Raw genomic sequence first — 23,103 nt, 5'->3', positions numbered from 1 at the left:
GAACTGTAAATTAAATGTAAATAAAAAAGTCCAGCCAACAGGCTGGACTTTAAGGTCAAATATGATAATTATAGTTTAGTAACGTTAGCGGCTTGTGGTCCACGAGCACCTTCAACAACCTCGAAAGATACTTCCTGGCCTTCTTCTAATGTTTTGAATCCTTCAGTTTGAATTGCTGAGTAGTGAACGAAAACGTCGTTGCCATCTTCAGCTTCGATGAAACCGAAACCCTTTTCTGCATTAAACCATTTAACTTTACCGTTTTTCATAAAAGAAAATCCTCCTAGTTCGGCCGAACAAGCCATGATTTAAATTTAGCAAATCACAACGTTTAGTTCCTCACTACTTGCCTCATTCAAACGTTTTAAACATTAGAACAAGCAAATTGCATAATGCCTAACACGTGCAAATTGCTACTATTAATATAGCAACTTTGGATATAAATGTCAAGAAAAGACAAACTTAACAATCTCCTTCTCTGTGAAATATTTCAGCAAAATATACTGTTCAGACTGTTTCTTTTTTAACCTAGTTCATTTCGTTTAAAGCTGCACTCGATCACATGGAAGACGGCCTTTTCCAAGAGCCACTTCTCACCAAATCCAATTAAAGGAGTATGAAATAGAAAAAAATCCTCCTGACTTTACAGAAGGATTCCTCTTATTTTTCTGTCTGGTTAGAGAACTTCATATGGAAAGTCGTTCCTTTTTCTGGCTGGCTCTTTATTTCCACTTTCCCTCTCATTGCCCGGATGATACTGAAGGTGACCATCATCCCTAGCCCGGTTCCCTGCTGTCCTTTTGTTGTATAATAAGGCTCGCCAAGTCGGTTAATTTGTTCCTCAGTCATCCCGATTCCATTATCTGATATAAGGATATGTGCGATATGCCCCGTAAGGAAGGTTTGTACTGTGAGTTCGCCGCCATCTGGCATTGCTTCAAAACCATTCTTAATGAGATTGATGAAACCCTGTTGAAATTTTGAACGATCTCCAGAAATAATCAAACCAGGTGTATACTTACGTTTAATCTTGATATCATTTAAATTAGCGAGTGGCTTCAGTACATTCAATACATGATTCAGCTCTTTTTCCACATCGATATCTTCGACTTTTTCAAAAGCAGGTCGGGCAAAAGTTAAATAATCATTAATAACCTCCTCCGCTCGATCAAGCTCACTCACAGCAATCTGGATGAATTCCTTTTTCTTTTCTTCTGGATAGGATTGTTCGCCAAGCAGCTGCAGAAAACCCTTTACTGTCGTCAAGGGATTCCGGATTTCATGAGAAATCGCTGCGCTGAGATGGCTTACAGCCTCTATTTTATCCGCTTTAGCCAGCTTTTGACGGATCAGCAAGGATTGGCGAATTGTTTCAATTGAGTAACTTATAAGGCCAGAAGTGATAGCTGGAATCACAAGGAAACTGATCCATGCCTCCGCATGTGTGATTGGTTCAGTGATTATCCCGATTAACTGCATCAGCACCATAGATGTAATAACCGTGACCAGTATGGAAACGCCTACTCGCTGATTGAGTGAAAGGCTTGAAAACCAGCTATGCATCCAGGTAAGTAGAAATGCGAGAACGATGAAAACTCCCGCAGATGTCCAAAAGCCATCATTAATTCCCATGGAACCGCGCATGAAGATGGTCACCCCAGCAAGCAAAAAACCCTGCCCTGTATATAGGCTGCCAAGAATCATTGGCACCTGTCGGAGATCGAAGTGTATACCGTCACTTGTTTCGATTGAAAAAATAAAACAAATTAAAATCGATAATATAAAATAAAATATTTGCAAGCCATTCCTGTTCTTTTCAGATGCCTGTCTCTCAATAACCAGCTGTGTAAAAAACAGCAGTACAATTAATAGCGACAGATTCAGGAGTAAATGTTTAGTAATTTCCACTGCAACACCACCATATGTATTCACTAAGATACTAATATAATCCAGTTGCAAGCGCAATCAAATTCCCTGCTCAAACTAGATTTTTCTATTCAAAACATTGTAATTATTTTATATTTGTATAAACAGTAAATTAGAGAGGTACCTGACGTTAACATGGGCAAATATCCTTCTGCTAGTATTGATCCTCATTGATTTGAATGGACACCATAGGAAAATAGATAGATTTACAGAAAAAATATTATGGAAAATCTCAATGCAATACAGAAATAAAACAGCTAATAGAACGGGAGAGTTACGGATATGAAAAATAAATGGCTTCCTTATATATTCGTTATAATAGCTGTTTTACTGGCTTTTTCACTTGATTTGTTTCAGTCAGCTGAAGAAGAAAAAAACAGAGGTGAATCAACAACTTTTGCAAAGGCTCCTGAGGTGGAGTTTCTCATTGCTGGTGAACCTGTTGAGTACAAATCAGGTATTTATGAATGGATTGAACAAGGGACTGGCAGTATTATCGACCAAAATGAGCCGCCAATTTTGTTCCATGATCTACTGCCACTTACAGTAAAGCCCTTTAGTACACTTGACATTTCTTTTTCTGAGGAACCTGATCACGCTGAAATAGCAGTCTTCCAGTCCAATTATGATTTAGAACAAGGAATTTCTGAATTCAACAGCCTGATCAAGAACCAATACACCTTTAATAATTATCCCGGTAATCGGACAGTGATAATACGTGCAAGTTTCGGTAATCAAGAATTCCATTATATATTTCCTCTTATAATAGAACAAACGATTTCTTACCAGTATCAGCTTGCTGAGGAAAAAGGAAAATTAGCAGTATTAGAGATTCACGATGACAGCCAGAAACAGGAAAACTGGTCCCTTGAAAAGGTGACAAATACTTATATACACAAAGCTCAATCCAGGACAGCAAGAAGTGTTGAGGAAGCTCAAGCGATGTTCCCCGAACTGGAGATCACCTCCCTGCCATACTATGCTGTATTTAATCATGAAAAATTATTGTACCAGATGAACGACCCTGAAGAATTTGTTAAATTGTTAAGGGTTGTTATTCCATAAAAATAGGATGGCGAGCATCGCCATCCTTGATATTTTTTAAACTTTTTGCAGCTGTTTCTCCAAGAATTCTTTAACAGATGCAGCAGCTTTGTCTGGCATCTGCATCCAAACATATGCATGCAAAGATTGATCTAAAAGAGTTATTTCGTATGACTTCAGTAAACTGGAAAAATAGTGGAGATTCTGCTTGGTCTTTAAATCCCTCCACTCAGCTTCGCTTGGCATAAATAAGACAGGACAAGATATTTGCTTGTAATATTCCTCGAACTTCATGTCCCAATAGCTATCCATATATTCATTCCTGACATGGTTTTTATAGAAATGGACAAACTGGCCGTCATCCGTCTCTTCCATACAGCTCTTTATGAAGATTAAAAAATGCTCGTTAAAAATTCCGTTTTTTTCCAGAGGATTTCTATAATGTAGTATATACTCTCCCTTGTTCGGAAAAAGAATTGCCTTTCTTTCAGCGAGTTGCTTTCGAAGCTTATCTTTTTCTTGCTTAATTTCAAAATCATTTCCATCTATCAAACCATATTCTCCAAACTCATTTGTCAAAGCTCCCTCACAAACAAGCGATTCTACAAGTTCTGGATGAGCTGCGGCAAGACTTAAGCCGACTTCTGCACCCATTGAACTGCCGACGACATGACACCGGATGACTTTAAATTCCATTAATAAAAGATGAAGATCTTCTGCCAAATCATCAATATGGTAGCCTGAACCTGGCCGATCAGATTTTCCATGACCGCGTAAATCAGGGATAATCAGGTTAAAGTCTTCTTGTAGGTATGGAACAACTCCGCTCCACATTGCAGAGGTCCCACCGCTGAAATGCAGTAAAAGCAGAAAAGGTTTTTGATCGTTTACTTCTGTATATTTAACGTTTAAGCAGATGGAATTCTCCAATTTTAATTTTTTTTCCAACACGATTTTTTCCTCCAGCAGGAATAATAATTTTATAATATTCCGAAATCAGTTCTTGATAATAAAATACCACAGCCGCAAGCTGTGGTATACAATTGATTGTTTTATTCTGATTTTTTGTAAAAAGTATATTCGTCCGATCTCACAAATCAGCCTAAGCAAACTTAAATTCATAGGAAGGGATACTGAACAACTGCCATGAAACTATTAAACCAAGTTTAATCATTGTCATTTCCCCTATCGCCACTTCCTGATGAAGTAAAAGAGCAATGCAAACATTAATATTGCAAGGAAGGGCCATCCCTTTAGCTCATTGCTATTAGATTTTGATTCTCCTGTTGTTTGCCCTTGCTTTCCTTCGCTGGCTTTTTCATCTGTTTGTTCTTGTTTTCGTGGTTTTGCTGAAGCATAAATCCCCTTGTGATTTGACCTGGCGTAGTCCATGGCCTCCCAAATGCGATTTTCATATTTGTAGTTTCCATAGTCGTAGAAATCCTCGACCAATCCCACCTTTGTAATTACTTCCTGATGAAGCTTGTCCCCTACCCATACCCAAGCCAGCAGACGGCCGTACTTATCAAACAAATTACGGCCATCTGTTTCAAGTGTAATGTTGCCTTGGTTCAATAATGAACATGTGAACTCAGCTGCCTCTGGACCAAACGGTTCTATTGCGGTCGATCTCTCTGGCGTATCGATATATAAAAAGCGAGTTTTATAATCTTTTCCATTAACGTTAAATACCGCTGTATCACCATCAATACAATCCACTAGTTTCGCAGAATATGTTTTTCCGAGCTGTGGTATTCCTATCGATGGGGACGCAATTGAAGTGCTGCTAGTCTGTTCAGAGTTTTGTACTGTACTCCCTGCTTTCGGAAAATTATATCCTTCAAGTTCTACTTTACTTTCATTTAATTCTTCTGCACAAGAATTGCTGTTGTTCTGCATGATTAACTTGATTAAGTCCTCCATATTTGATGCGCTTTTAGCAATTTGGGTTGGCTCATGGAGTAGATAGGCACAATCCCCACTGCGAAAATGACCACCAAGCTCGTCAAGCCCTCCATTATGAGCTGATGCATTTTCAGGCAAAAATAAATATGCCATGATGATGAATGCCGCTAATGTATAAAATTTTACGTTTTTCATTGACGATCCTCCCTTTAAATTATATTAATATATCAAATTTCCCCAAGAGAATTCACCCTGCTACTATGCCGGTATTTAGTGTAAGATTGTGCTATATTTTTGTCTAAAAAGGCAGCTTGAAGACAATAACTTGTCTAATTCAAATAATACTACTTATTATCTTTTCTTGTTAAAATTACAATTTTTTCTAATAAACCTAGAATTATCCTATTCGTTTAGAGCCTAGATCAAACTCACAAATTTTCATTCAACTATATTAAAATAAGTGATACTTACTCAAAAAATTTCCCAACCTATCAGTTCGACAAAAACCGATCTATTTGTTGCAATGTTCAGAATATTAAAGTATAAATATGTTAATCTACTAATTTACATTAGTTAGACGATATCATCTTACATTTTTAGGAGGAATTTATTTGAAGAAGAATGTCGTAGCTCTAAGTCTTACAGCAAGTCTTGCATTAAGTGGTTTAGTAAGTGCAACCGGTTTTGCAGCTTCATCTTCAGATGCACAATCAAACAAGTATACGAAAAGCCAAGGCTCACCGGAATTTGTTGCCGGAAAGCTGACAAATCCTTCGGCAAAAGCAGCTAAGGATGTTGTGCTTGATTATCTTAAGAATTCGAAGGGAAAATATAAGCTAGGAACTGCAGATAGTTTCATTGTGAAATCACAAGAAGCTGACAAGCTTGGCGGAGATGTGGTTCGCTTGCAGCAAGTATATAATGGTGTGCCAGTTTGGGGAGCAACACAGGCTGCCAAAGTTGACGAAAATGGCGTACTTCAAGTATTCACAGGGACATTAAGCAAAGAGCTTAGCAGTAAGCTAGTTAAAAAAGCAAACCAAAAATCTCAAAAGCAGGCTGTTGCATTGGCAGAAGCTGATTTAGGCTTCCACCCTGTTTATGAGCAGGATCCAACTGCTGAGTTAGTTGTCTACCCTGGTGCTGATCAAGCTGTTTATGCATACCATGTAACATTAAATTTCTTAAGCCCTGAACCAGGAAACTACCAGTATTTTATCAATGCTGAGACAGGTGAAGTTATCAATAAATACAATGCGATCGACACTGCCGGCAAAACGGATCCTTCTCTTACAGGCTCGAACACAGTCGGTTCTGGAGTCGGAGTTCTAGGCGATACTAAATCACTGAATACTTTACTTTCTAATGGCGCTTATTATCTACAGGACAATACACGCGGTTCCGGTGTATTCACGTATGATGCAAAAAATCGTCAAACAACTCCTGGATCTTTATGGGTGGATGCCGATAACAACCTTAACGCAAAATATGATGGTGCTGCCGTTGATGCACACTACTACGCTGGCAAAACATATGATTATTATAAGAATGTGTTTAACCGCAATTCCTATGACAACAAAGGAGCAGCTTTAAAATCTTCTGTACACTACAGCAGAAATTACAATAATGCTTTCTGGAACGGCGCTCAAATGGTTTATGGTGATGGAGATGGAACCACTTTCGTACCGCTTTCAGGCGGTCTTGATGTTGTAGCACATGAATTGACACACGCTGTAACAGATTTCAGTTCTGATCTCGTTTACCAGAACGAATCAGGCGCATTAAATGAATCAATTTCTGATATCTTTGGTACAATCCTTGAATTCCATACAAATAACAATCCAGATTTTGAGATTGGTGAAGACATCTATACACCTAATACAGCTGGCGATGCTCTTCGTTCAATGAGTGACCCAACTAAATATGGTGATCCTGACCACTATTCCAAGCGTTATACTGGTACATCCGATAATGGTGGAGTTCATACAAACAGCGGCATCATCAACAAAGCTGCTTACCTTCTAAGTCAAGGTGGAACACATTATGGAGTAACAGTTACTGGAGTAGGTACGGACAAGCTAGGTGCAATTTTCTACCGTGCTAACACAGTATACTTCACATCTTCAACTAACTTCAGCCAAGCAAGAGCTGGACTTGTACAGGCTGCAACAGACCTTTATGGTGCTTCTTCTGCTGAAGTAACTTCAGTTAAGAAAGCATTTGATGCAGTTGGTGTAAATTAATAGAGTTTCATTTTGAGAGACTGACTCAAAAAGTTGAGAAACTTCTTTGAGTCAGTTTTTTTATTTTACTAGTTATAGGTTTGGTTGATCGATGACTCTTTCGGACGGTATGACAACCTTTTTTATCTTAGGAGCACTTACTTCCTATTAATATTCTGTTTTGGTTACCTAGTTTTTCATCGTGTTCGTACTTTCATGTCACCAATCGCTCTAATTACAACCACAAGGGGATTTAATATGCTTTTTGATGCCTTCTACGGAGACAAAACACTCTTGAGTGGATCCAATTAGGCGTTAGAATCTGTAGATTCCGCGAAAATTTGTCGAAATCCCGCAACTTTTACCTTGAATTCCGCAAGAAAATGAGTCTATTCCGAAAATTTTTGTCGAAATCCCGCAAACTGGAAAATACCCGCGATTTTTTCCAGCCGACACATAAAAAATTTGACCAGTTTCATCCTAATACCATTTCCTGACACTAATCGCTCTTGTTGGTTACAAGTTTTCATCCTATCAGCATTTTCTGTTCACCATTGGCTCTTGTTTGTTACCAGTTTTCATCCCATTTGAATTTTCAGAGTGTCAATCATCTTTATTCATCATAAAATCAGAAAGAGACCTTAAAGTTTACAAGTCCACGATACTAGCAGGTATTTACACCCGACGATCATTTTATTTTTACTTAGTCATTCCAGTTTTCGCGGATTTCCCCTCCTCCCTTTCAAGAATCTTAATGGTGGGAGAACTGTTATTACACTCCTTCGCTTTAACGCTTTAATTAAATATTGACATTAGGTAATAAAAGATATAATATTTAGAGAAATTTCACAATTAAATAAATTTATTTCTTATCGAGAGAAGCAGAGGGTTCTGGCCCTATGAAGCTTCAGCAACCATCAACGTTTGTTGAAAAGGTGCTAATTCCAGCAAGTTTTTATAACTTGGCAGATAAGGAGAATGGCTCGTATTCATTAAAGTCTTCTTCTTATAGAAGGCTTTTTTATTTTATCTAAAAGAATAAGAACATCAGGAGTGAGATGAATGGTGAAAATCGAGACAAAACTAGCTCAACTTGGAAACAGAAGTGAGACTGCGACTGGTGCAGTCAATCCACCTATTTATTTAACGACAGCCTACCGTCATGAAGGAATTGGCCAGTCCAGTGGATATGACTATGTCCGAACAGGAAATCCTACTAGGGAAATTCTTGAAAAAGCAATCGCAGACCTTGAAGAAGGTGACCGCGGTTTTGCCTGCAGTTCAGGCATGGCTGCTATCTGGACGATCCTTTCCCTCTTTCAGAACGGTGATGAGTGGGTCGTATCTAAGGATTTATATGGCGGAACCTATCGACTTCTGGAGCAAGGATTCAAAAAGTGGGGATTACATTGTACATATGCCGATATGGCGGATTTGGAAGAAGTCGCCTCAGCCATCAATCCAAAAACGAAGGCTCTATTTGTTGAGACACCGACAAATCCTCTGATGGAGCAGGCTGACATTAAGGCAATCGCAAACATCGCAAAAGCAAATGGACTGTTATTGATAGTCGATAATACATTCTATACTCCCCTCTTACAAAAACCGATTACCCTGGGAGCAGATATCGTTATCCATAGTGCCACTAAATATCTGGGAGGTCACAACGATGTATTGGCAGGATTGATCGTTGCTAAAGGCCAGGAATTATGTGATTCGCTTTTCCTTCATCATAATGGAGGCGGCGCTGTGCTCAGTCCCTTTGATTCCTGGCTGCTGATCCGCGGGATGAAGACTTTGTCATTAAGGATGGAGCGTCATGAACGAAATGCAATTCAACTGGTGGATTATTTAAAAGAACATGATGCCGTCACTGATGTCCTTTACCCTGGCAGAGGCGGGATGATTTCTTTCAGAGTGAAATCCTCTTCAATAGTTAATCCGTTTTTACAGAGCTTATCAACCATCACCTTTGCAGAAAGTCTTGGAGGTGTTGAAAGCTTTATCACCTACCCGGCTACACAGACACATGCAGACATCCCAGCTGATATCCGTGAAAAAATCGGAGTTTGCGATCGTCTGCTTCGCTTCTCGGTGGGGATTGAGAATGCTGTTGATTTACTGGCTGATCTAGAAAATGCTTTTAAAAGAGCTGAACAGGAGGCAAAAGTATGACCGACTGTTACACCTTTGATACTAGACTCCTTCATAATAAGCATAAAGTAGACCCAGTTACCGGAGGAGTCAGCGTGCCGATCCAGCATGCCTCCACCTTTCACCAGCATTCTGTAGACCATTTCGGAAAGTACGATTACAGCAGGAGTCTAAATCCCACTAGAGAAGCACTTGAAGAAATCATTGCCGAACTCGAAGGTGGAACTCGAGGCTTTGCCTTTTCTTCTGGTATGGCAGCCATATCGACGGCCTTTCTTCTATTCTCAAAGGGCGACCATATTGTCGTGACGGAGGATGTATATGGCGGATCCTATCGGATGGTGACACAGGTACTCAATCGTTTTGGCATTGAACATACTTTTGTCGATATGACAGATCTTGATGCAGTCAAAAAGGCGATCACGCCAAATACTAGATTACTATATGTAGAAACACCATCTAATCCCTTGCTGAAGGTAACTGACATTCAGGAAATTAGCAAGTTAGCTAAGTTGCATGGAGCATATACGTTTGTCGACAATACCTTCATGACTCCCTATTTACAAAGACCATTGGAGCTTGGAGCGGACCTTGTCCTCCACAGCGCGACGAAATTTTTATCAGGACACAGTGATACCGTGGCCGGTCTGGCTGTTGTTAAAAATGAAGATCTCGGACATAAGCTTTATTCCCTGCAAAACTCGTTTGGAGCAATACTGGGAGTCCAGGATGCCTGGCTGGTAATGAGAGGCATCAAAACATTATCAGTGAGGATGAACCAATCACAAGATAGTGCGGTTAAGATCGCTCAATTCTTGAAAAATGAACCTTCTATCAAAAACGTGTATTATCCTGGTCTATCTGAGCATCCGCAGTATCATGTACAACGCAATCAGGCTGAAGGCCCAGGTGCAGTGCTCTCTTTAGAGCTTGAAAACGCGGAGAAATTAAAAAGGTTCATAGAAAATTTAAACCTGCCAGTATTTGCGGTCAGCCTTGGAGCAGTCGAATCCATCATCTCCTACCCTGCTAAAATGTCTCATGCAGCCATGCCAGAGGAAGAACGAAAAAAACGCGGAATCAGCGAGGGCTTGCTGCGGCTATCGGTTGGACTCGAAAATGCAGATGACTTGATCAAGGACATCGAGCAGGCATTATTATCAGTAAATAAACAATCAGCTTACAAGGAGGGTATCCGATGAGTTTCCTGAAAGTATTGGAAAATGAAATTTTAATAGCTGATGGAGCAATTGGCACCCTTCTTTATTCTTACGGTGCAGGTACCTGTATTGAAGAATTGAATGTTTCTCATCCTGATGACATTGTTCGTATTCATAAGGCTTACATGGATGCAGGTGCAAATCTGATTCAGACAAATACGTACGCAGCAAATTATATAAAACTTGAAAGATATGGCCTCGAGGATCAAGTAAAAGAAATCAACAGTGCGGCTGTCAGGCTTGCCCGCCAGGCAGCAGACAAAAAAGCGTATGTTTTGGGTACGATTGGCGGGAACCGGGGTATAAGACCGTCGGCCATTCCAATTGAGGAAATCAAACGAAGCTTCAGAGAGCAGCTTTATTGTCTGCTTCTCGAAGGCGTCGACGGGATCCTGCTTGAAACTTTTTATGATATGGAAGAAATCGAAACGGTGCTGGCGATTGCCCGCAAAGAAACAGACCTTCCAATCATCGCCCAGGTTTCACTTCAGGAAATAGGCATCATGCAAGATCAGACTCCTCTTCAGGAGGTTTTCAATACTTTAGAAGACATAGGTGCAGACATAGTTGGCCTGAACTGCAGGCTCGGCCCTCATCATATGATTGCAAGCCTTGAGCAGGTAGAGCTGCCAAAGAAGGCATACCTTTCTGCTTATCCTAACGCCGGCCTGCCAGCCTATACTGACGGTCAGTTTCACTATGAGGGAAACCCTGAATATTTCCGAAAGTCAGCCCATAGCTTCCGCGAGCAAGGTGTTCGGCTAATCGGGGGCTGCTGCGGTACGACCCCTGAACATATCAGGGCTATTTCAGAGGAATTAAAAGGTTTGCAGCCTCTTGCTGATAAAAGAGTAGTAGTAAAAGCAGCAAGGGTTGAAGTTAAATCCACTGAAATATTAAGAGCCGCTCCCCCACTTCATCAAATAGTGAAGGAACGGCCCTCTGTGATCGTCGAGCTTGATTCACCACGCAAACTGGATACAACAAGATTTTTTGAAGGGGCCAGGGCTTTAAAAGAAACAGGCATAGATGCTTTGACGCTCGCAGATAATTCGCTGGCTTCTCCAAGAATTTCGAATTCAGCCATTGCCCACTTGGTTAAGGAAAATATCGGCTTGCGTCCGCTTGTGCATTTGACCTGCCGGGATCGTAACATTATTGGACTTCAATCCCATCTGATGGGTCTACATACACTTGGTCTGCATGACGTACTTGCCATCACAGGCGATCCTGCACGTGTTGGTGACTTTCCGGGTGCCTCATCAGTATTTGATCTATCCTCCTTTGAACTGATTGAGATGATCAAACAGTTTAATTCTGGGCTCTCTTACTCAGGTAAGGATCTTGGTCAAAAAGGAGCTTTTTCGGTCGGGGCTGCGTTTAATCCAAATGTCCGCTCATTGGAAAAAGCTGTACTAAGAATGGAGAAGAAAATCCATTGTGGCGCAGATTACTTCATTACTCAACCGGTCTACTCTGAGAAATTGCTTTTGGAAACCTACGAAGCAACAAAGCATCTGGATGTTCCAATTTATATTGGCCTGATGCCGCTTACGAGCAGCAGGAATGCTGAATTCCTTCACAATGAAGTGCCAGGCATAAAGATTTCACAGGAAATCCTTGAAACAATGGCGAAATTTAATAATGAGCCTCTCCTGTCAAAAAAGGAAGGCATTGCGATTACAAAAGGTCTGATCGAGGCTGCAGCAGAACTTTTTAACGGAATCTATTTAATCACCCCTTTTATGAACTATGAGATGAGCGTTGAACTATCACAATACGCCAACGAATACAGCAGCCTTCTACTGAGGAGGAAACAAAATGTCAACTACGTTAACTGAACAGCTGAAGAAAAAGATCCTGATCATGGACGGCGCGATGGGCACTATGCTCCAGCAGGCAAATCTCACTCCTGAAGATTTTGGCGGAGAAGAATTTGATGGATGTAATGAAATCCTTAACCTTACTGCCCCAGGTGTAATTGAAAACATACATCGGGAATACTATGAAGCGGGCGCCGATATTGTCGAGACCAATACTTTTGGAGCCACAAGACTTGTACTTGATGAATATGGATTAGGTGACAAAGCTTATGAAATCAATAAGGCTGCTGCACTACTCGCAAGGAAAGCAGCTGACGAGGCATCCTCATTATCGAAACCTAGATTTGTAGCTGGTTCAATGGGACCCACGACGAAAACACTCAGTGTGACAGGTGGGTCATCATTTGCTGAGATGTCCAGCTCTTACGAAGAACAGGCACTTGGTTTGATCGATGGAAATGTAGATTTGCTGCTCTTAGAAACAAGCCAGGACCTGTTAAATGTAAAAGCAGCCTATTCAGGTATACAGAGAGCATTCAAACAAAGTGGAAAAGAATTGCCCATCATGATTTCCGCAACCATTGAACCGATGGGTACAACGCTTGCCGGCCAATCAATTGAGGCTTTTTATATATCGATACAGCATATGAATCCAATTGCAATCGGACTGAATTGCGCGACAGGACCGGAATTCATGCAGGAACACCTGCGCTCCCTTTCTGCCCTTTCTTCGTCAGCCGTCAGCTGCTACCCGAATGCAGGATTGCCTGATGAAGAAGGACAATATCATGAGACACCGGAAACGCTCGCACATAAGCTATCTGATTTTGCTGGAGAAGGATGGATTAATATTGTAGGCGGCTGCTGCGGCACGACCCCTGCCCATATAAAAGCGATTTCCGAAAAAATGCAGGAACGGCAGCCACGCCAAACAGAGGAAAATCCTAATCATATGGTCTCTGGTATAGAGCCATTCATTTACGACGACCCAACCTTAAGGCCAATCATGGTCGGTGAAAGAACCAATGTCATTGGTTCACGGAAATTTAAGCGCCTTATATCAGAAGGGAAAATCGAAGAAGCAGCGGAAATTGCCAGAGCACAGGTCAAGAATGGCGCGCATGTCATCGATATTTGCCTTGCAGATCCTGACAGAGATGAGCTTCAGGATATGGAGGATTTTATCCCCGAAGTAGTCAAAAAGGTAAAAGTTCCGCTGGTCATTGATTCGACCGATGACAATGTAATTGAAAAAGCACTTACCTATTCACAAGGAAAAGCAATCATTAATTCTATTAACCTGGAAGACGGTGAGGAGCGCTTTGAATCAGTAGCGCGGCTTATTCACCAATATGGTGCGGCGGTTGTAGTTGGAACGATTGATGAAATAGGAATGGGTGTCACCGCTGAAAGAAAGCTGGAGATCGCAAAGCGTTCTTACGATTTACTTGTGAATAAATATAAAGTTCCGGCTCAGGATTTAATATTTGATCCGCTTGTTTTTCCAGTAGGAACCGGGGATGAGCAGTATATTGGGTCTGCCAAAGCAACAGTTGATGGAATCAGGATGATCAAAGAAGCTTTCCCTGAAACACAAACCATTCTCGGAATAAGCAATGTTTCCTTTGGTCTCCCTCCAGTTGGCCGGGAAGTCCTGAATTCAGTGTTTCTATACAACTGCACCCAGGCCGGATTAGATTACGCCATTGTAAATACAGAAAAGCTTGAACGCTTCGCTTCGATCAGTCCTGAAGAAGTTAAAATGGCAGAGGAATTGTTATTCAACACGACAGACCAATCACTTGCTGAGTTCACGGATTTCTATCGGGATAAAAAGAAGGAATCAAAAAGCACGCTGCCTGACATGACACTTGAAGAGAGACTGGCTTACTATATTATAGAAGGAACAAAAGAAGGCCTGGTTCCAGACCTGGATACGGCCCTCTCCACCTACACTGCTCCGCTTGATATCATTAATGGACCATTAATGGATGGGATGAAGGAAGTCGGCAGGTTGTTCAATGACAATCAATTAATTGTTGCCGAGGTACTGCAGAGTGCGGAAGTTATGAAGGCTGCTGTTTCGCATCTGGAGCCGTTTATGGAAAAGAATGAATCTGCTTCCACTAAAGGCAAGGTGCTTTTGGCTACAGTGAAGGGAGACGTACATGATATTGGCAAAAACCTTGTTGATATTATCCTAAGCAATAATGGCTACGAGGTGGTCGACCTCGGGATAAAAGTAGCACCGACTGTCCTGGTGGAAGCCATAAAAAAAGAAAAGCCTGATATTGTCGGCCTTTCAGGATTGCTTGTCAAGTCAGCACAGCAAATGGTCCTGACGGCACATGACATGAAGCAAGCGGGAATTAACGTCCCTATTTTAGTTGGCGGTGCAGCATTGTCAAGAAAGTTTACCGATACGAAGATTGCCAGGGAATATGACGGTCTCGTATTATACGCGAAAGATGCAATGAATGGTTTATCCCTTGCCAATCAGCTTCGGGAACCTGATGGCTACGAAAGGTTCATGATCGAACAAAAAGAGAAACAGGAGGCCGCTCAGCTCAAACCAGCTTTTATTCGTGAAAAAAGCTCTGCAACAGCCGTTTTGGACCGTCCTAAAGCTGTAACGGCTGCACCAGTTTATATTCCAAAGGATACGAAAAGGCATTTGTTGAAATCATACTCTCTTTCCCATATAGAACCGTACATCAATCAGCAAATGCTCATTGGCCACCATCTCGGTTTGAAGGGAAAGGTGGAAGTTTTACTGAAAGAAAAGGATGAGAAAGCGCTAAAAATCAACGATGTTGTCCAATCTCTATTATCAGAAGCTAAATCAAAAGAATGGATTAAGCCGGCTGCTGTTTATCAGTTCTACCCCGCTCAATCGGACGGAAATAAGCTCTATATTTATGACGCAGATGAACCCGGAAAGATTCTCCAAACCTTTGAGTTTCCGCGTCAAGAGGTCTCACCAGGATTATGCCTTGCAGATTATGCAAGACCAGTGAATGGCGGCGAAATGGATTATTTAGGGATGTTCGCGGTAACTGCCGGTTCAGGAATACGCCAGGCTGCTGATCAGTTGAAAAATGAGGGCCGTTTCCTGGAAAGCCATGCCCTACAGGCACTGGCACTTGAGTCTGCTGAAGGATTTGCCGAGCTCATACACCGTCAGATGCGCGATGTATGGGGGTTTCCGGATACGCCGGACATGACCATGAAGGATCGCTTTGCTGCCAAGTATCAAGGACAGAGATTCTCATTCGGATATCCTGCTTGTCCCGACCTTGAAGACCAGAAAAAGTTGTTTAGTCTCTTAAAGCCAGAGGAAATTGGCATTAATTTGACTGAAGGCTGTATGATGGAACCAGAAGCATCGGTTACTGCGATTGTCTTTTCGCATCCTGAAGCCAGATATTTTAATGTATTGAAAAGTGAGTAAATATTGAATCTAAAATCTTAATAAACGTAGGCAAGAGGGATTGCCCTCTTGCCTTCTTTGTTCTTTTTCGGCTGGAATCTCCAGCACCAATAGCTAATGCACATCTCCTGGGATCTGCAATTTATATCACAATTTTGCAAAAAAAGTTAGAGCCCATATTAACTGCGGGACATTCACCTACCCACCCATGCACGGAATACTGTAAAAGTGTATGGAGGTGAGAATCATTAGAATTTTGCATAGAAATATAGATAGCATGGAATGTGGAAAAAGAAAAATTTTGCGGATATTCAATGAAAAAATCCAGAATAAAAATAGACCATTCCCCTGTATACCAGCTACAACTGGACATTCTTTAAATCAATTCTGTTATGGTTTTGCCGGAGATCCAACAAAGCAGTCCACCAGCGAAGAACTTGCAAACCTGCTGAGGGAGTTTACAGAGGTTTCAAGGTCTCTTGGAAAATTCACCTCTCTGGTCATTTTTTTCGATACACCCGCTGATTTGATTGAGAGTTATAAAGTTGAAGATTACGAGCAATTGTTTTGGGAACTGCTGAACGGGCTCGGAAAAATGGATGTGGCAGATTGGCCAGCCCATATTCCATCTGATCCAGAAAATTCTGCCTGGGAATTTTGTTTTCATGGTGAGCAATATTTTATGTATTGCGCAACACCTGCGCATGAAAAAAGAAAAAGCAGGCATTTTCCCTGCTTCATGCTTGCTATCACACCAAGATGGGTGCTGACTGAATTTAATTCTTCAGCAGCTGGTGCAGCGAAAATAAAAGCAAACATAAGAAAAAGACTGGAACTTTACGATACCAGCCCAATTCATCCTGATTTAAACAGTTACGGAAATGACGACAATTTTGAATGGAAGCAATACTTCCTTCACGATGAACAAACATCATTGTCGGAATGTCCATTTCATAAATACCTGAAAAATCAGAAGTAGTAAATATATAGAGACCTTCTGTTTAGAAGGCCTTTTTTAAAATATTTCCTCCTAATTGCTAAACTATTGTCCGTTCTTATGATACTGGATGTTTCCTTTCGGTTCTATACAAATATATTTTCAGCCATTATATGGATAAAAGTAAGCTGGATGGGAAACCTAATTTTACCGAAAGAATTAGGAGGAATAGTGGTTGGAGTATTATAATAACATGGAGTTTGAAATAAAAAACGGATTTCTGCCAAATATGTATAACTCAGACAGGCTAAAAGTTCTGGAGGTTTCAGATAGCAGCGTCGTCATTAAAATGAATAATGCCGAAAACAGAGGGGTTTTCCCTAAAGATAACTTTCAGTATTGGATTAAACGCGGTTTCCTAGTCAATGTTAACGAGAATAAGCGCACATCATAAAAGACTCCCCTGCCGTCTTGGCAAGGGAGTTTGATTTACTTTTACCTGATAAACTTTTCGTTTATAGCTTTTTTAGTATGTGAGAATTCAGGATAAAGCTTATAAGTTTCCTTAAAATCAGCTTCCTTCTTCATTTGCTCTTTCTTCAGGTTCCACATGCTTTCTAAAATCAGAGGATTCATTTCCATTCTGATCGCCTCCCTTATTCTTATATTTAGAATAAGGGAATTTTAAATTGCAAACATTCACCGTTGGATTGATTCTATCTACGTCTTTCGGCGGATTCTTTTTAAGCCTTTTAACCATTGATCAAATTCCTTTTTTCACCAGCGGTTCATACTGTTTGGATGTCCTTACTTCAACCGTCAGTGACCCTTTCCCCATGACAGCTTTCAGTAAAAGAGGTACTCCGGTCGTATTCTGAAACTTGAAATCCTTTCCCCCGTAAGATACAGTGGCATCTCTCCCCTTCGGAACATAACCGACTGTTAAAGAATGATGATGCTTTTCAACATATCCTACGCCAATCAGGTCAACTGCATTGTAAAGTGTGGAAGATGTCTGACAGATGCCTCCCCCTATACCCATAACCAATTTCTTATTGACGATTTCTTCTGCAGGCTGGTAACCATGAGCAGCATCACTGGGACCTACCGTTGTATTAAAGGAAAAGACATCTCCTGATCCAAGAATGATATTATTGATGGCTTCAGCAGACAATTCGATATTTTTCGTCCTTCCTGCAACACTTGGATTAAAGTAAGTAGTATAACTCCCGACAACCACTTCTCCTAAATGAGTAACATCCTCCATCTTGTATCCGCTCGCCGTTACATAGAGTGGCAATTCGATATCCCCTCCTTTTTCGGAAGCGGCAATCACTTTTTCAACAAGTTCTGCTTCTTCAAGGATGGTTTGTGGAGTTCCTTGGATCACCTGGCCATCTGGTCCGATTTTGTCCAAAGTCATTCGTTGATCATAACCGGCCTTGGTCCCAGTACCTCTTGCTAATTCTCTTGCCCATCTCTCAATTTCATCCTTGAATTTTGTGTTATCTGTTCCATAGCCTAGGTCAGCTGGATGAAAAGTTCTAATTACGGATTTGGTAGTTGGATCAATAACATTGATGACAATTGGTTCTGGCTCTTCCACTACTATTTCCTCCGCTTTCTTTTCATCCTCAGTGTTTTCTTTTTCCTTTTCAATCTTTTTTTCAAGCTCGGCTATCTTTTTCTCGAGTTCATCTTCCCTTGAACTATTCCCTGAACATCCAGCTAATCCAACAATTCCTGCAGCCAACAATACGATTAGTACTTTTCTGCTTTTTCCCATATTTCCCCCATCGATCTCTCTATATTTGTACCGGACTCTGAATCCGGTCATTCAGTTTATATAGTATTCAGGGAGCCTTTTCCAAATTCAGCTAAAAGTCCATTTTTGTGAAAAATGATCATTTTTCTTCACATGGGAAGGAAAATAGGATAAAATACTTATTATCCTATAAAACATATAAGAAAGGTTGGATTTAAATGCAAACAACATTGCGCTCAGTTCCCCAGCCTCTTGTCAGAACAAATCAATGGTTTATTGTGCTAAGTGTGGTTTCTGCCTGGATAACAGGTTTTGAATGGATATTGGCTTTACCGCTTGGAGCGGGAATATTAGGTTTGGTGTTTGAGTTTAACCCGGTTATGCGGATTGCGAAAACCTTTTTGAAAAAGGCACCATCGGAATACATTCCTGAAGATTGGGAGCAGCAGCAGTTTAATCAACTTATTGCAGTCATCTGTTTAGCAGGCGGACTGATCTCCTATTCCATTGACCTCAATGGACTTGGCCATTTCTTTACGATTATGGTGGCCCTGGCAGCATTCATTGCCATTCTCGGATTCTGTGTCGGCTGTTTCATCCGATTCCAGTGGAAAAAGTTTCGCGCAAGGAAAACAGTAACGCATTGATGTAATTAAAAAAGGGTGTCCCAAAAGGTAGAAACTTTTGGGCACCCTCTTTATTTTTAGGACGTCTGTGAAAATGGGCAGTTGATTTCCGTTCCAGACACTTCGCTTTCCGCGATGCTGGCATTGAGCCTGAAGTAATATTCGCGCCTTCCACTTCAATCAACTCAGTTTTTAAAGTTCATATTTATTGCAAAATAACAACAAGATACTCTTCTAACAACGGAATGAAGCTGTTGGACCTATTTAAACTGCTCATTCATCTGCTGATTAAATTTTTCTGACTTACCCCTAGGAATGCTTAATGTAGTCCATTCTCTATCTTTAATCATTTTTGCAATATAAACGATTTGTCCTGAATGGCTGGATTGATGGACAATCTGCCGCTGAATCGCCTCCATGACTGAGTGAGGTTCCTTGCGGATCAGCACAGTTTTGTTCATGTCCTCTTCCTTCAGCCCGGCAAGAGTATTAAATAAAACCTCCCAGCCTGAATTCCAAGCTTCTAACAACTGATGTTTTGATTCGTAGGTTCCAACGAACTCCCCGTCCCGATTTCGATCTGGCTTCTCACCATCGGAAGTTAAAAAGTCACTAAACCTCGATTTCAAGTTACCGCTCATATGCTTGACAAGAACTGCTATACTGTTCGATTCCTCATTTGGTGTATAGGTAAGCTCATCGATGTTCAATTGTTCCATTGCACGATCTGCAAGCATTTTGATACTTTGAAAATTTTCTGTCACCAGCTTTAAATATGGTCGATTTACCATGCGACATACACCCCCATTTACGTATATTCAACCTTATTTGCTGTCATTCCTGCTTCTTCATGGTGTTTCTATTAACAGAATATGAATAATAGACGATAAAATGAAGGGAAGAATTTAATTTGACTGACTTACAAAAATATTCGTGCTCCTTGAATAACAAAAAAACAAATTATCTATCTAACTCCTAAACTCACTTACAGAATAAAAAAATCTTTGTTTCATTCCTGACCTCTTCTGAATCGTTTGTTCAATAAGGAATTAAAAAAAGTGCTATAACCTTTTCCGGATTAATGCAAGGTGTTAGCTTAATAACATGGATTACAACCAGTTATTTCTCCCAAAGCTCGATCAATCGCCCTTCAGGATCTTTAATCCAAACAAACTTTCCAAATTCACTAATCTCTTTTTTCTTTGCCAGAGGTACACCTAAATGTTCAAGATGCTTAATTGTCTCGTTTAGATTATGTACTTGGAAATTCAACATCACTTGTTGTTCTGTCGGAAAATAATTGTCATCTTCGGTGAAGAAAGAAAATATGGTCTCATTACCAGACTGGGGTTGTATCACGGTCCCATTCCAAATTTCTATTTCAATCATCAACACGTCACTGTACCATTTTTTTATTTCATCAAGGTTCTTAGTTCTCCAAAATACTCCTCCGAATCCTTTTATCATCGTATCTAACTCCAGTCTATCTTAATTTTTTTAGTATTTTCTTCCCAAAAAAGAGATACTTTCTGCTTCCAATAGTGTCTTTTATTAAAGGCTCTGTTAAACAAGTCTGTTGATTTTCGTTCCAGGCGCTTCGCTTTCCGCGGGGCTGGCGCTGAGCCTCCTCGTCGCNNGGGGTCTCACCTGTCCAGCTGCGCCCGCAGGAGTCTACGCGCCTTCCACTACAATCAACAGGGTTTAAAAATCAACATTCAGCTTTAACAGAGCCTTATTAAAAATTGTCTATTAAACAAAAAATTAAATTTTAAGCAGAAGCAGTGTATCTTTGTTATTAACTATTACTTCCGCAAAATCTTCTCCATCACTTTTCCCTTTGCTAACTCATCGATCAGCTTATCCAAATAGCGAATTTCCTTCATTGTTGGTTCTTCAATGTTTTCAACTCGGACACCGCATATAACACCTTTGATCAATGTCCGTGAGGAATTCATTTGAGGGGCTTCCGCAAAGAAAGTCTCAAAGTCTGTTTGTTTTTCTAGTTGCTCTTCTAACTCTTCCTGGCTATACCCTGTTAACCAACGGATGATTTCATCTACTTCTGTTTTCGTACGGCCTTTTCTTTCCGCCTTCGTAACATAATGGGGATACACACTTGCGACACTCATTGTATAGATCTTATGTTTGGTCATGATACATCCTCGCTTTCATGATTTTTGAATAATCCTCCTCCAAATAAAATCTCCATGTAGAATAAAACGATAGCCCGGTTTTATCCAAACCCATTATTTAACTTTATCATTCGGTTCTCTATCCTCTATTTTATATTCTTACCCCTCAGTATAAATAGGAAATTCAATATAAAGGGGGGTGAATCCTTCAAAGTTAGAAGGAAAGATGCAAAAAAATAAAAAGGACCAAATTGCAAGTATAGCAATCTGATCCACAAACTAATAAGACTTTTACATTCATTCAATATAACTTTTTATAATAGGCAATTTCATTGTATACGAACCCGTTAGAGAAACCTCAATGTTGTTAAACAACTTTAGCAAAGTTGGCAGTATATCGGCGTTTTTGAATATAAATCAATCTCATAGACAGGAATATACCTGCTGCGAGCAAGCCGGCTGTCAGTCCAATCCAGTAACCTGGAGCACCAAGAGATGTGTAATGAGCCAGAATATAACCGACTGGAAGACAGATGAGCCAGTATGCAATCAGCGTGATGACGAAGGAGAAATTCACGTCTTTATAACCTCTTAAAGCTGCAAGCGCAGTTGCCTGAATGGCGTCGGATATCATAAAAAACAATGCGTAAATCAGGAACTGTCCTGTCAAGGTAATGACGGCCGGTTCATTTGAATAGAACCCGGCAACTTCATAGCGGAAAAATACAACCAGCAGCCCGGCGACCACTGCGATCACTATCGATAAATAGATGCCAAGCCAGCTATATGCCTTTGCATCTTTAAAACGCCCTGCACCGACTTCAAAGCCTACCAAAACAGTTTGCGCCATCGAAATGCTCATCGGAATCATATACAGGAACGCAACAATGTTCAAGGCAGATTGATAAGCAGCAATTGTTGTAATATTAAATTTACTGATTAGAATCGTTACTACTGCAAACATGCTTGTTTCAAAGAAAATAGATAGCCCCATAGGGACACCAATTTTCAGGATTTCTTTAAACTTTTCTGATGAAAATTCTTTAAAATACTGAAGTCCAACAAATTCTGAGAATGGTCGCTGTGTGATGATCAGTATTGCGGTCATGCCGGCGATGAGAAAATAAGTGAAGGATGTCGCATATCCTGCGCCTGCACCACCGAGTTCTGGGAAACCCCAACGTCCGAAAATCAGGACATAGTTCAAAAAGAAATTGACTGGCAGGGCCATCAGCAGGATATACATAACCACCCTGGTCTTTCCTAGTGCATAGATGAACGAACGCAGTACGTTAAAAATGAACAAAGGCATGATTCCGAAACTCAGTCCGACTAAATAATCATGAGCCGTTTCATTTACACTTTCCGGAAGGTTCATCACAGACAAGATCGGGTTAAGCAAGAAAACCCCTAATATGATGACAAGTGAAGCGATCATTAAGGCAAGGTATATTCCGTGTGACAGAATCGATGCGACTTCCTTCCCCTTTTTCTCACCGAAACGCTGAGCGGCAATCGGGGAGACTGCAAGCAAGATTCCACTCAAACCTGTGAAAATCGGATTCCAGATTGACGACCCGATTGCGACACCCGCAAGGTCTGAGGAATTATATTTACCTGACATGATTGTATTGAAGAATACCATCGAAAACATGCCGAGCTGTGTAATTAGAATTGGGATCAGCATGACAAAAATTTGTTTTATTTTTTCCCTTGTCGTATAAGTCTGGTACATAGTTGTACTCCTTGAATATAATAATTCTATCATTATATCAAATTATCATGAGAAAACATCCATTTATTTCACCGGATTCATGTCATAATTCGTCAATAATTTACAAACTATTTCAAATTGGAAATACCCCCCTAATTATTTCTTCCTCTATCCTTGATAAAATAGAAATATATCGAGGAGTGAA

General features: G+C 40.6%; 19 protein-coding genes and 1 riboswitch. Of the genes, 9 read left to right on the top strand and 10 right to left on the bottom strand.

Annotated features, from left to right (window positions below; translation table 11 throughout):
* Window positions 1-68: 68 nt before the first annotated feature.
* On the bottom strand, window positions 69-269 hold the full coding sequence (locus tag V7201_RS21870) for a cold-shock protein (RefSeq protein ID WP_023614341.1): 201 nt from the start codon (window positions 267-269) through the stop codon (window positions 69-71).
* A 391-nt stretch (window positions 270-660) separates the two neighbouring features.
* Window positions 661-1,908: an ATP-binding protein gene (locus tag V7201_RS21865; protein ID WP_335378869.1), complete on the bottom strand. Its 1,248-nt coding sequence runs from the start codon at window positions 1,906-1,908 to the stop codon at window positions 661-663.
* A gap of 300 nt (window positions 1,909-2,208) precedes the next feature.
* Between V7201_RS21865 and V7201_RS21860 the strand changes: the two genes are divergently transcribed.
* Complete coding sequence (locus tag V7201_RS21860) at window positions 2,209-2,991, top strand: hypothetical protein (protein WP_335378868.1); 783 nt, start codon at window positions 2,209-2,211, stop codon at window positions 2,989-2,991.
* Window positions 2,992-3,027: 36 nt separating this feature from the next.
* Here the strand turns inward: V7201_RS21860 and V7201_RS21855 are convergent, their stop codons facing one another.
* Window positions 3,028-3,921 carry an alpha/beta fold hydrolase gene (locus tag V7201_RS21855; RefSeq protein WP_335378867.1) on the bottom strand — a complete coding sequence of 298 codons (894 nt, stop codon included), beginning with the start codon at window positions 3,919-3,921 and terminating at the stop codon, window positions 3,028-3,030.
* Between the two features lie 234 nt (window positions 3,922-4,155).
* Window positions 4,156-5,070 (bottom strand): thermonuclease family protein, encoded by a 915-nt coding sequence (locus tag V7201_RS21850; RefSeq protein WP_335378866.1) that lies wholly within the window; start codon window positions 5,068-5,070, stop codon window positions 4,156-4,158.
* A 416-nt stretch (window positions 5,071-5,486) separates the two neighbouring features.
* On the opposite strand from V7201_RS21850, the gene V7201_RS21845 reads away from it, so the two are divergent.
* The 7 genes from V7201_RS21845 (at window position 5,487) to V7201_RS21815 (ending at window position 17,115) form a co-directional block, all read left to right on the top strand.
* Window positions 5,487-7,118 carry a M4 family metallopeptidase gene (locus V7201_RS21845; protein WP_335378865.1) on the top strand — a complete coding sequence of 544 codons (1,632 nt, stop codon included), beginning with the start codon at window positions 5,487-5,489 and terminating at the stop codon, window positions 7,116-7,118.
* Between the two features lie 845 nt (window positions 7,119-7,963).
* A riboswitch (SAM riboswitch) is annotated at window positions 7,964-8,073 on the top strand.
* Window positions 8,074-8,159: 86 nt separating this feature from the next.
* Window positions 8,160-9,272, top strand: a complete 1,113-nt coding sequence (locus V7201_RS21840) for a methionine biosynthesis PLP-dependent protein (protein ID WP_335378864.1) — start codon at window positions 8,160-8,162, stop codon at window positions 9,270-9,272.
* Window positions 9,269-10,453 (top strand): cystathionine beta-lyase, encoded by a 1,185-nt coding sequence (gene metC, locus V7201_RS21835; protein ID WP_335378863.1) that lies wholly within the window; start codon window positions 9,269-9,271, stop codon window positions 10,451-10,453. Before V7201_RS21840 ends, metC begins: the two co-directional genes overlap by 4 nt.
* On the top strand, window positions 10,450-12,312 hold the full coding sequence (locus tag V7201_RS21830; protein WP_335378862.1) for a bifunctional homocysteine S-methyltransferase/methylenetetrahydrofolate reductase: 1,863 nt from the start codon (window positions 10,450-10,452) through the stop codon (window positions 12,310-12,312). Before metC ends, V7201_RS21830 begins: the two co-directional genes overlap by 4 nt.
* Window positions 12,293-15,745 (top strand): methionine synthase, encoded by a 3,453-nt coding sequence (metH, locus tag V7201_RS21825; protein ID WP_335378861.1) that lies wholly within the window; start codon window positions 12,293-12,295, stop codon window positions 15,743-15,745. Before V7201_RS21830 ends, metH begins: the two co-directional genes overlap by 20 nt.
* Before the next feature lie 217 nt (window positions 15,746-15,962).
* Window positions 15,963-16,703 carry a YqcI/YcgG family protein gene (locus tag V7201_RS21820; protein ID WP_438825092.1) on the top strand — a complete coding sequence of 247 codons (741 nt, stop codon included), beginning with the start codon at window positions 15,963-15,965 and terminating at the stop codon, window positions 16,701-16,703.
* 193 nt (window positions 16,704-16,896) lie between these two features.
* Window positions 16,897-17,115: a hypothetical protein gene (locus tag V7201_RS21815; protein ID WP_335378859.1), complete on the top strand. Its 219-nt coding sequence runs from the start codon at window positions 16,897-16,899 to the stop codon at window positions 17,113-17,115.
* Window positions 17,116-17,156: 41 nt separating this feature from the next.
* Here the strand turns inward: V7201_RS21815 and V7201_RS21810 are convergent, their stop codons facing one another.
* Both V7201_RS21810 and V7201_RS21805 read right to left on the bottom strand, forming a co-directional pair.
* Window positions 17,157-17,303, bottom strand: coding sequence for a hypothetical protein (locus V7201_RS21810; RefSeq protein WP_335378858.1), 147 nt, complete (start codon window positions 17,301-17,303; stop codon window positions 17,157-17,159).
* A gap of 121 nt (window positions 17,304-17,424) precedes the next feature.
* Window positions 17,425-18,447 (bottom strand): VanW family protein, encoded by a 1,023-nt coding sequence (locus tag V7201_RS21805; protein ID WP_335378857.1) that lies wholly within the window; start codon window positions 18,445-18,447, stop codon window positions 17,425-17,427.
* A gap of 197 nt (window positions 18,448-18,644) precedes the next feature.
* Between V7201_RS21805 and V7201_RS21800 the strand changes: the two genes are divergently transcribed.
* Window positions 18,645-19,073, top strand: coding sequence for a DUF4395 domain-containing protein (locus V7201_RS21800; protein ID WP_335378856.1), 429 nt, complete (start codon window positions 18,645-18,647; stop codon window positions 19,071-19,073).
* A gap of 239 nt (window positions 19,074-19,312) precedes the next feature.
* On the opposite strand, the gene V7201_RS21795 is transcribed toward V7201_RS21800, so the two are convergent.
* From V7201_RS21795 to V7201_RS21780, 4 genes are all read right to left on the bottom strand, one after another.
* Window positions 19,313-19,843: a DUF1572 family protein gene (locus V7201_RS21795; protein WP_335378855.1), complete on the bottom strand. Its 531-nt coding sequence runs from the start codon at window positions 19,841-19,843 to the stop codon at window positions 19,313-19,315.
* Between the two features lie 328 nt (window positions 19,844-20,171).
* On the bottom strand, window positions 20,172-20,519 hold the full coding sequence (locus V7201_RS21790; protein ID WP_335378854.1) for a VOC family protein: 348 nt from the start codon (window positions 20,517-20,519) through the stop codon (window positions 20,172-20,174).
* Window positions 20,520-20,854: 335 nt separating this feature from the next.
* Complete coding sequence (locus tag V7201_RS21785) at window positions 20,855-21,205, bottom strand: DUF2200 domain-containing protein (protein ID WP_335378853.1); 351 nt, start codon at window positions 21,203-21,205, stop codon at window positions 20,855-20,857.
* Between the two features lie 346 nt (window positions 21,206-21,551).
* Entirely contained in the window at window positions 21,552-22,919 is a 1,368-nt protein-coding gene (locus tag V7201_RS21780; protein ID WP_335378852.1) for an MATE family efflux transporter, read from the bottom strand.
* Between the last annotated feature and the right edge of the window lie 184 nt (window positions 22,920-23,103).

The sequence above is a fragment of the Bacillus sp. JJ1122 genome (assembly GCF_036964885.1).
Classification (GTDB): Bacteria; Bacillota; Bacilli; order Bacillales; family Cytobacillaceae; genus Mesobacillus.
Note: the sequence above shows the minus strand (reverse complement) of the source record. Positions and strands in the feature narration are given on the sequence as shown.

Coding starts and splice junctions, on each gene's coding strand:
- V7201_RS21870 (WP_023614341.1), bottom strand. CDS start 269: ATGAAAAACGGTAAAGTTAAATGGTTTAATGCAGAAAAGGGTTTCGGT.
- V7201_RS21860 (WP_335378868.1), top strand. CDS start 2,209: ATGAAAAATAAATGGCTTCCTTATATATTCGTTATAATAGCTGTTTTA.
- V7201_RS21850 (WP_335378866.1), bottom strand. CDS start 5,070: ATGAAAAACGTAAAATTTTATACATTAGCGGCATTCATCATCATGGCA.
- V7201_RS21840 (WP_335378864.1), top strand. CDS start 8,160: ATGGTGAAAATCGAGACAAAACTAGCTCAACTTGGAAACAGAAGTGAG.
- metC (WP_335378863.1), top strand. CDS start 9,269: ATGACCGACTGTTACACCTTTGATACTAGACTCCTTCATAATAAGCAT.
- V7201_RS21830 (WP_335378862.1), top strand. CDS start 10,450: ATGAGTTTCCTGAAAGTATTGGAAAATGAAATTTTAATAGCTGATGGA.
- metH (WP_335378861.1), top strand. CDS start 12,293: ATGTCAACTACGTTAACTGAACAGCTGAAGAAAAAGATCCTGATCATG.
- V7201_RS21810 (WP_335378858.1), bottom strand. CDS start 17,303: ATGGAAATGAATCCTCTGATTTTAGAAAGCATGTGGAACCTGAAGAAA.
- V7201_RS21805 (WP_335378857.1), bottom strand. CDS start 18,447: ATGGGAAAAAGCAGAAAAGTACTAATCGTATTGTTGGCTGCAGGAATT.
- V7201_RS21800 (WP_335378856.1), top strand. CDS start 18,645: ATGCAAACAACATTGCGCTCAGTTCCCCAGCCTCTTGTCAGAACAAAT.
- V7201_RS21795 (WP_335378855.1), bottom strand. CDS start 19,843: ATGGTAAATCGACCATATTTAAAGCTGGTGACAGAAAATTTTCAAAGT.
- V7201_RS21790 (WP_335378854.1), bottom strand. CDS start 20,519: ATGATAAAAGGATTCGGAGGAGTATTTTGGAGAACTAAGAACCTTGAT.
- V7201_RS21785 (WP_335378853.1), bottom strand. CDS start 21,205: ATGACCAAACATAAGATCTATACAATGAGTGTCGCAAGTGTGTATCCC.
- V7201_RS21780 (WP_335378852.1), bottom strand. CDS start 22,919: ATGTACCAGACTTATACGACAAGGGAAAAAATAAAACAAATTTTTGTC.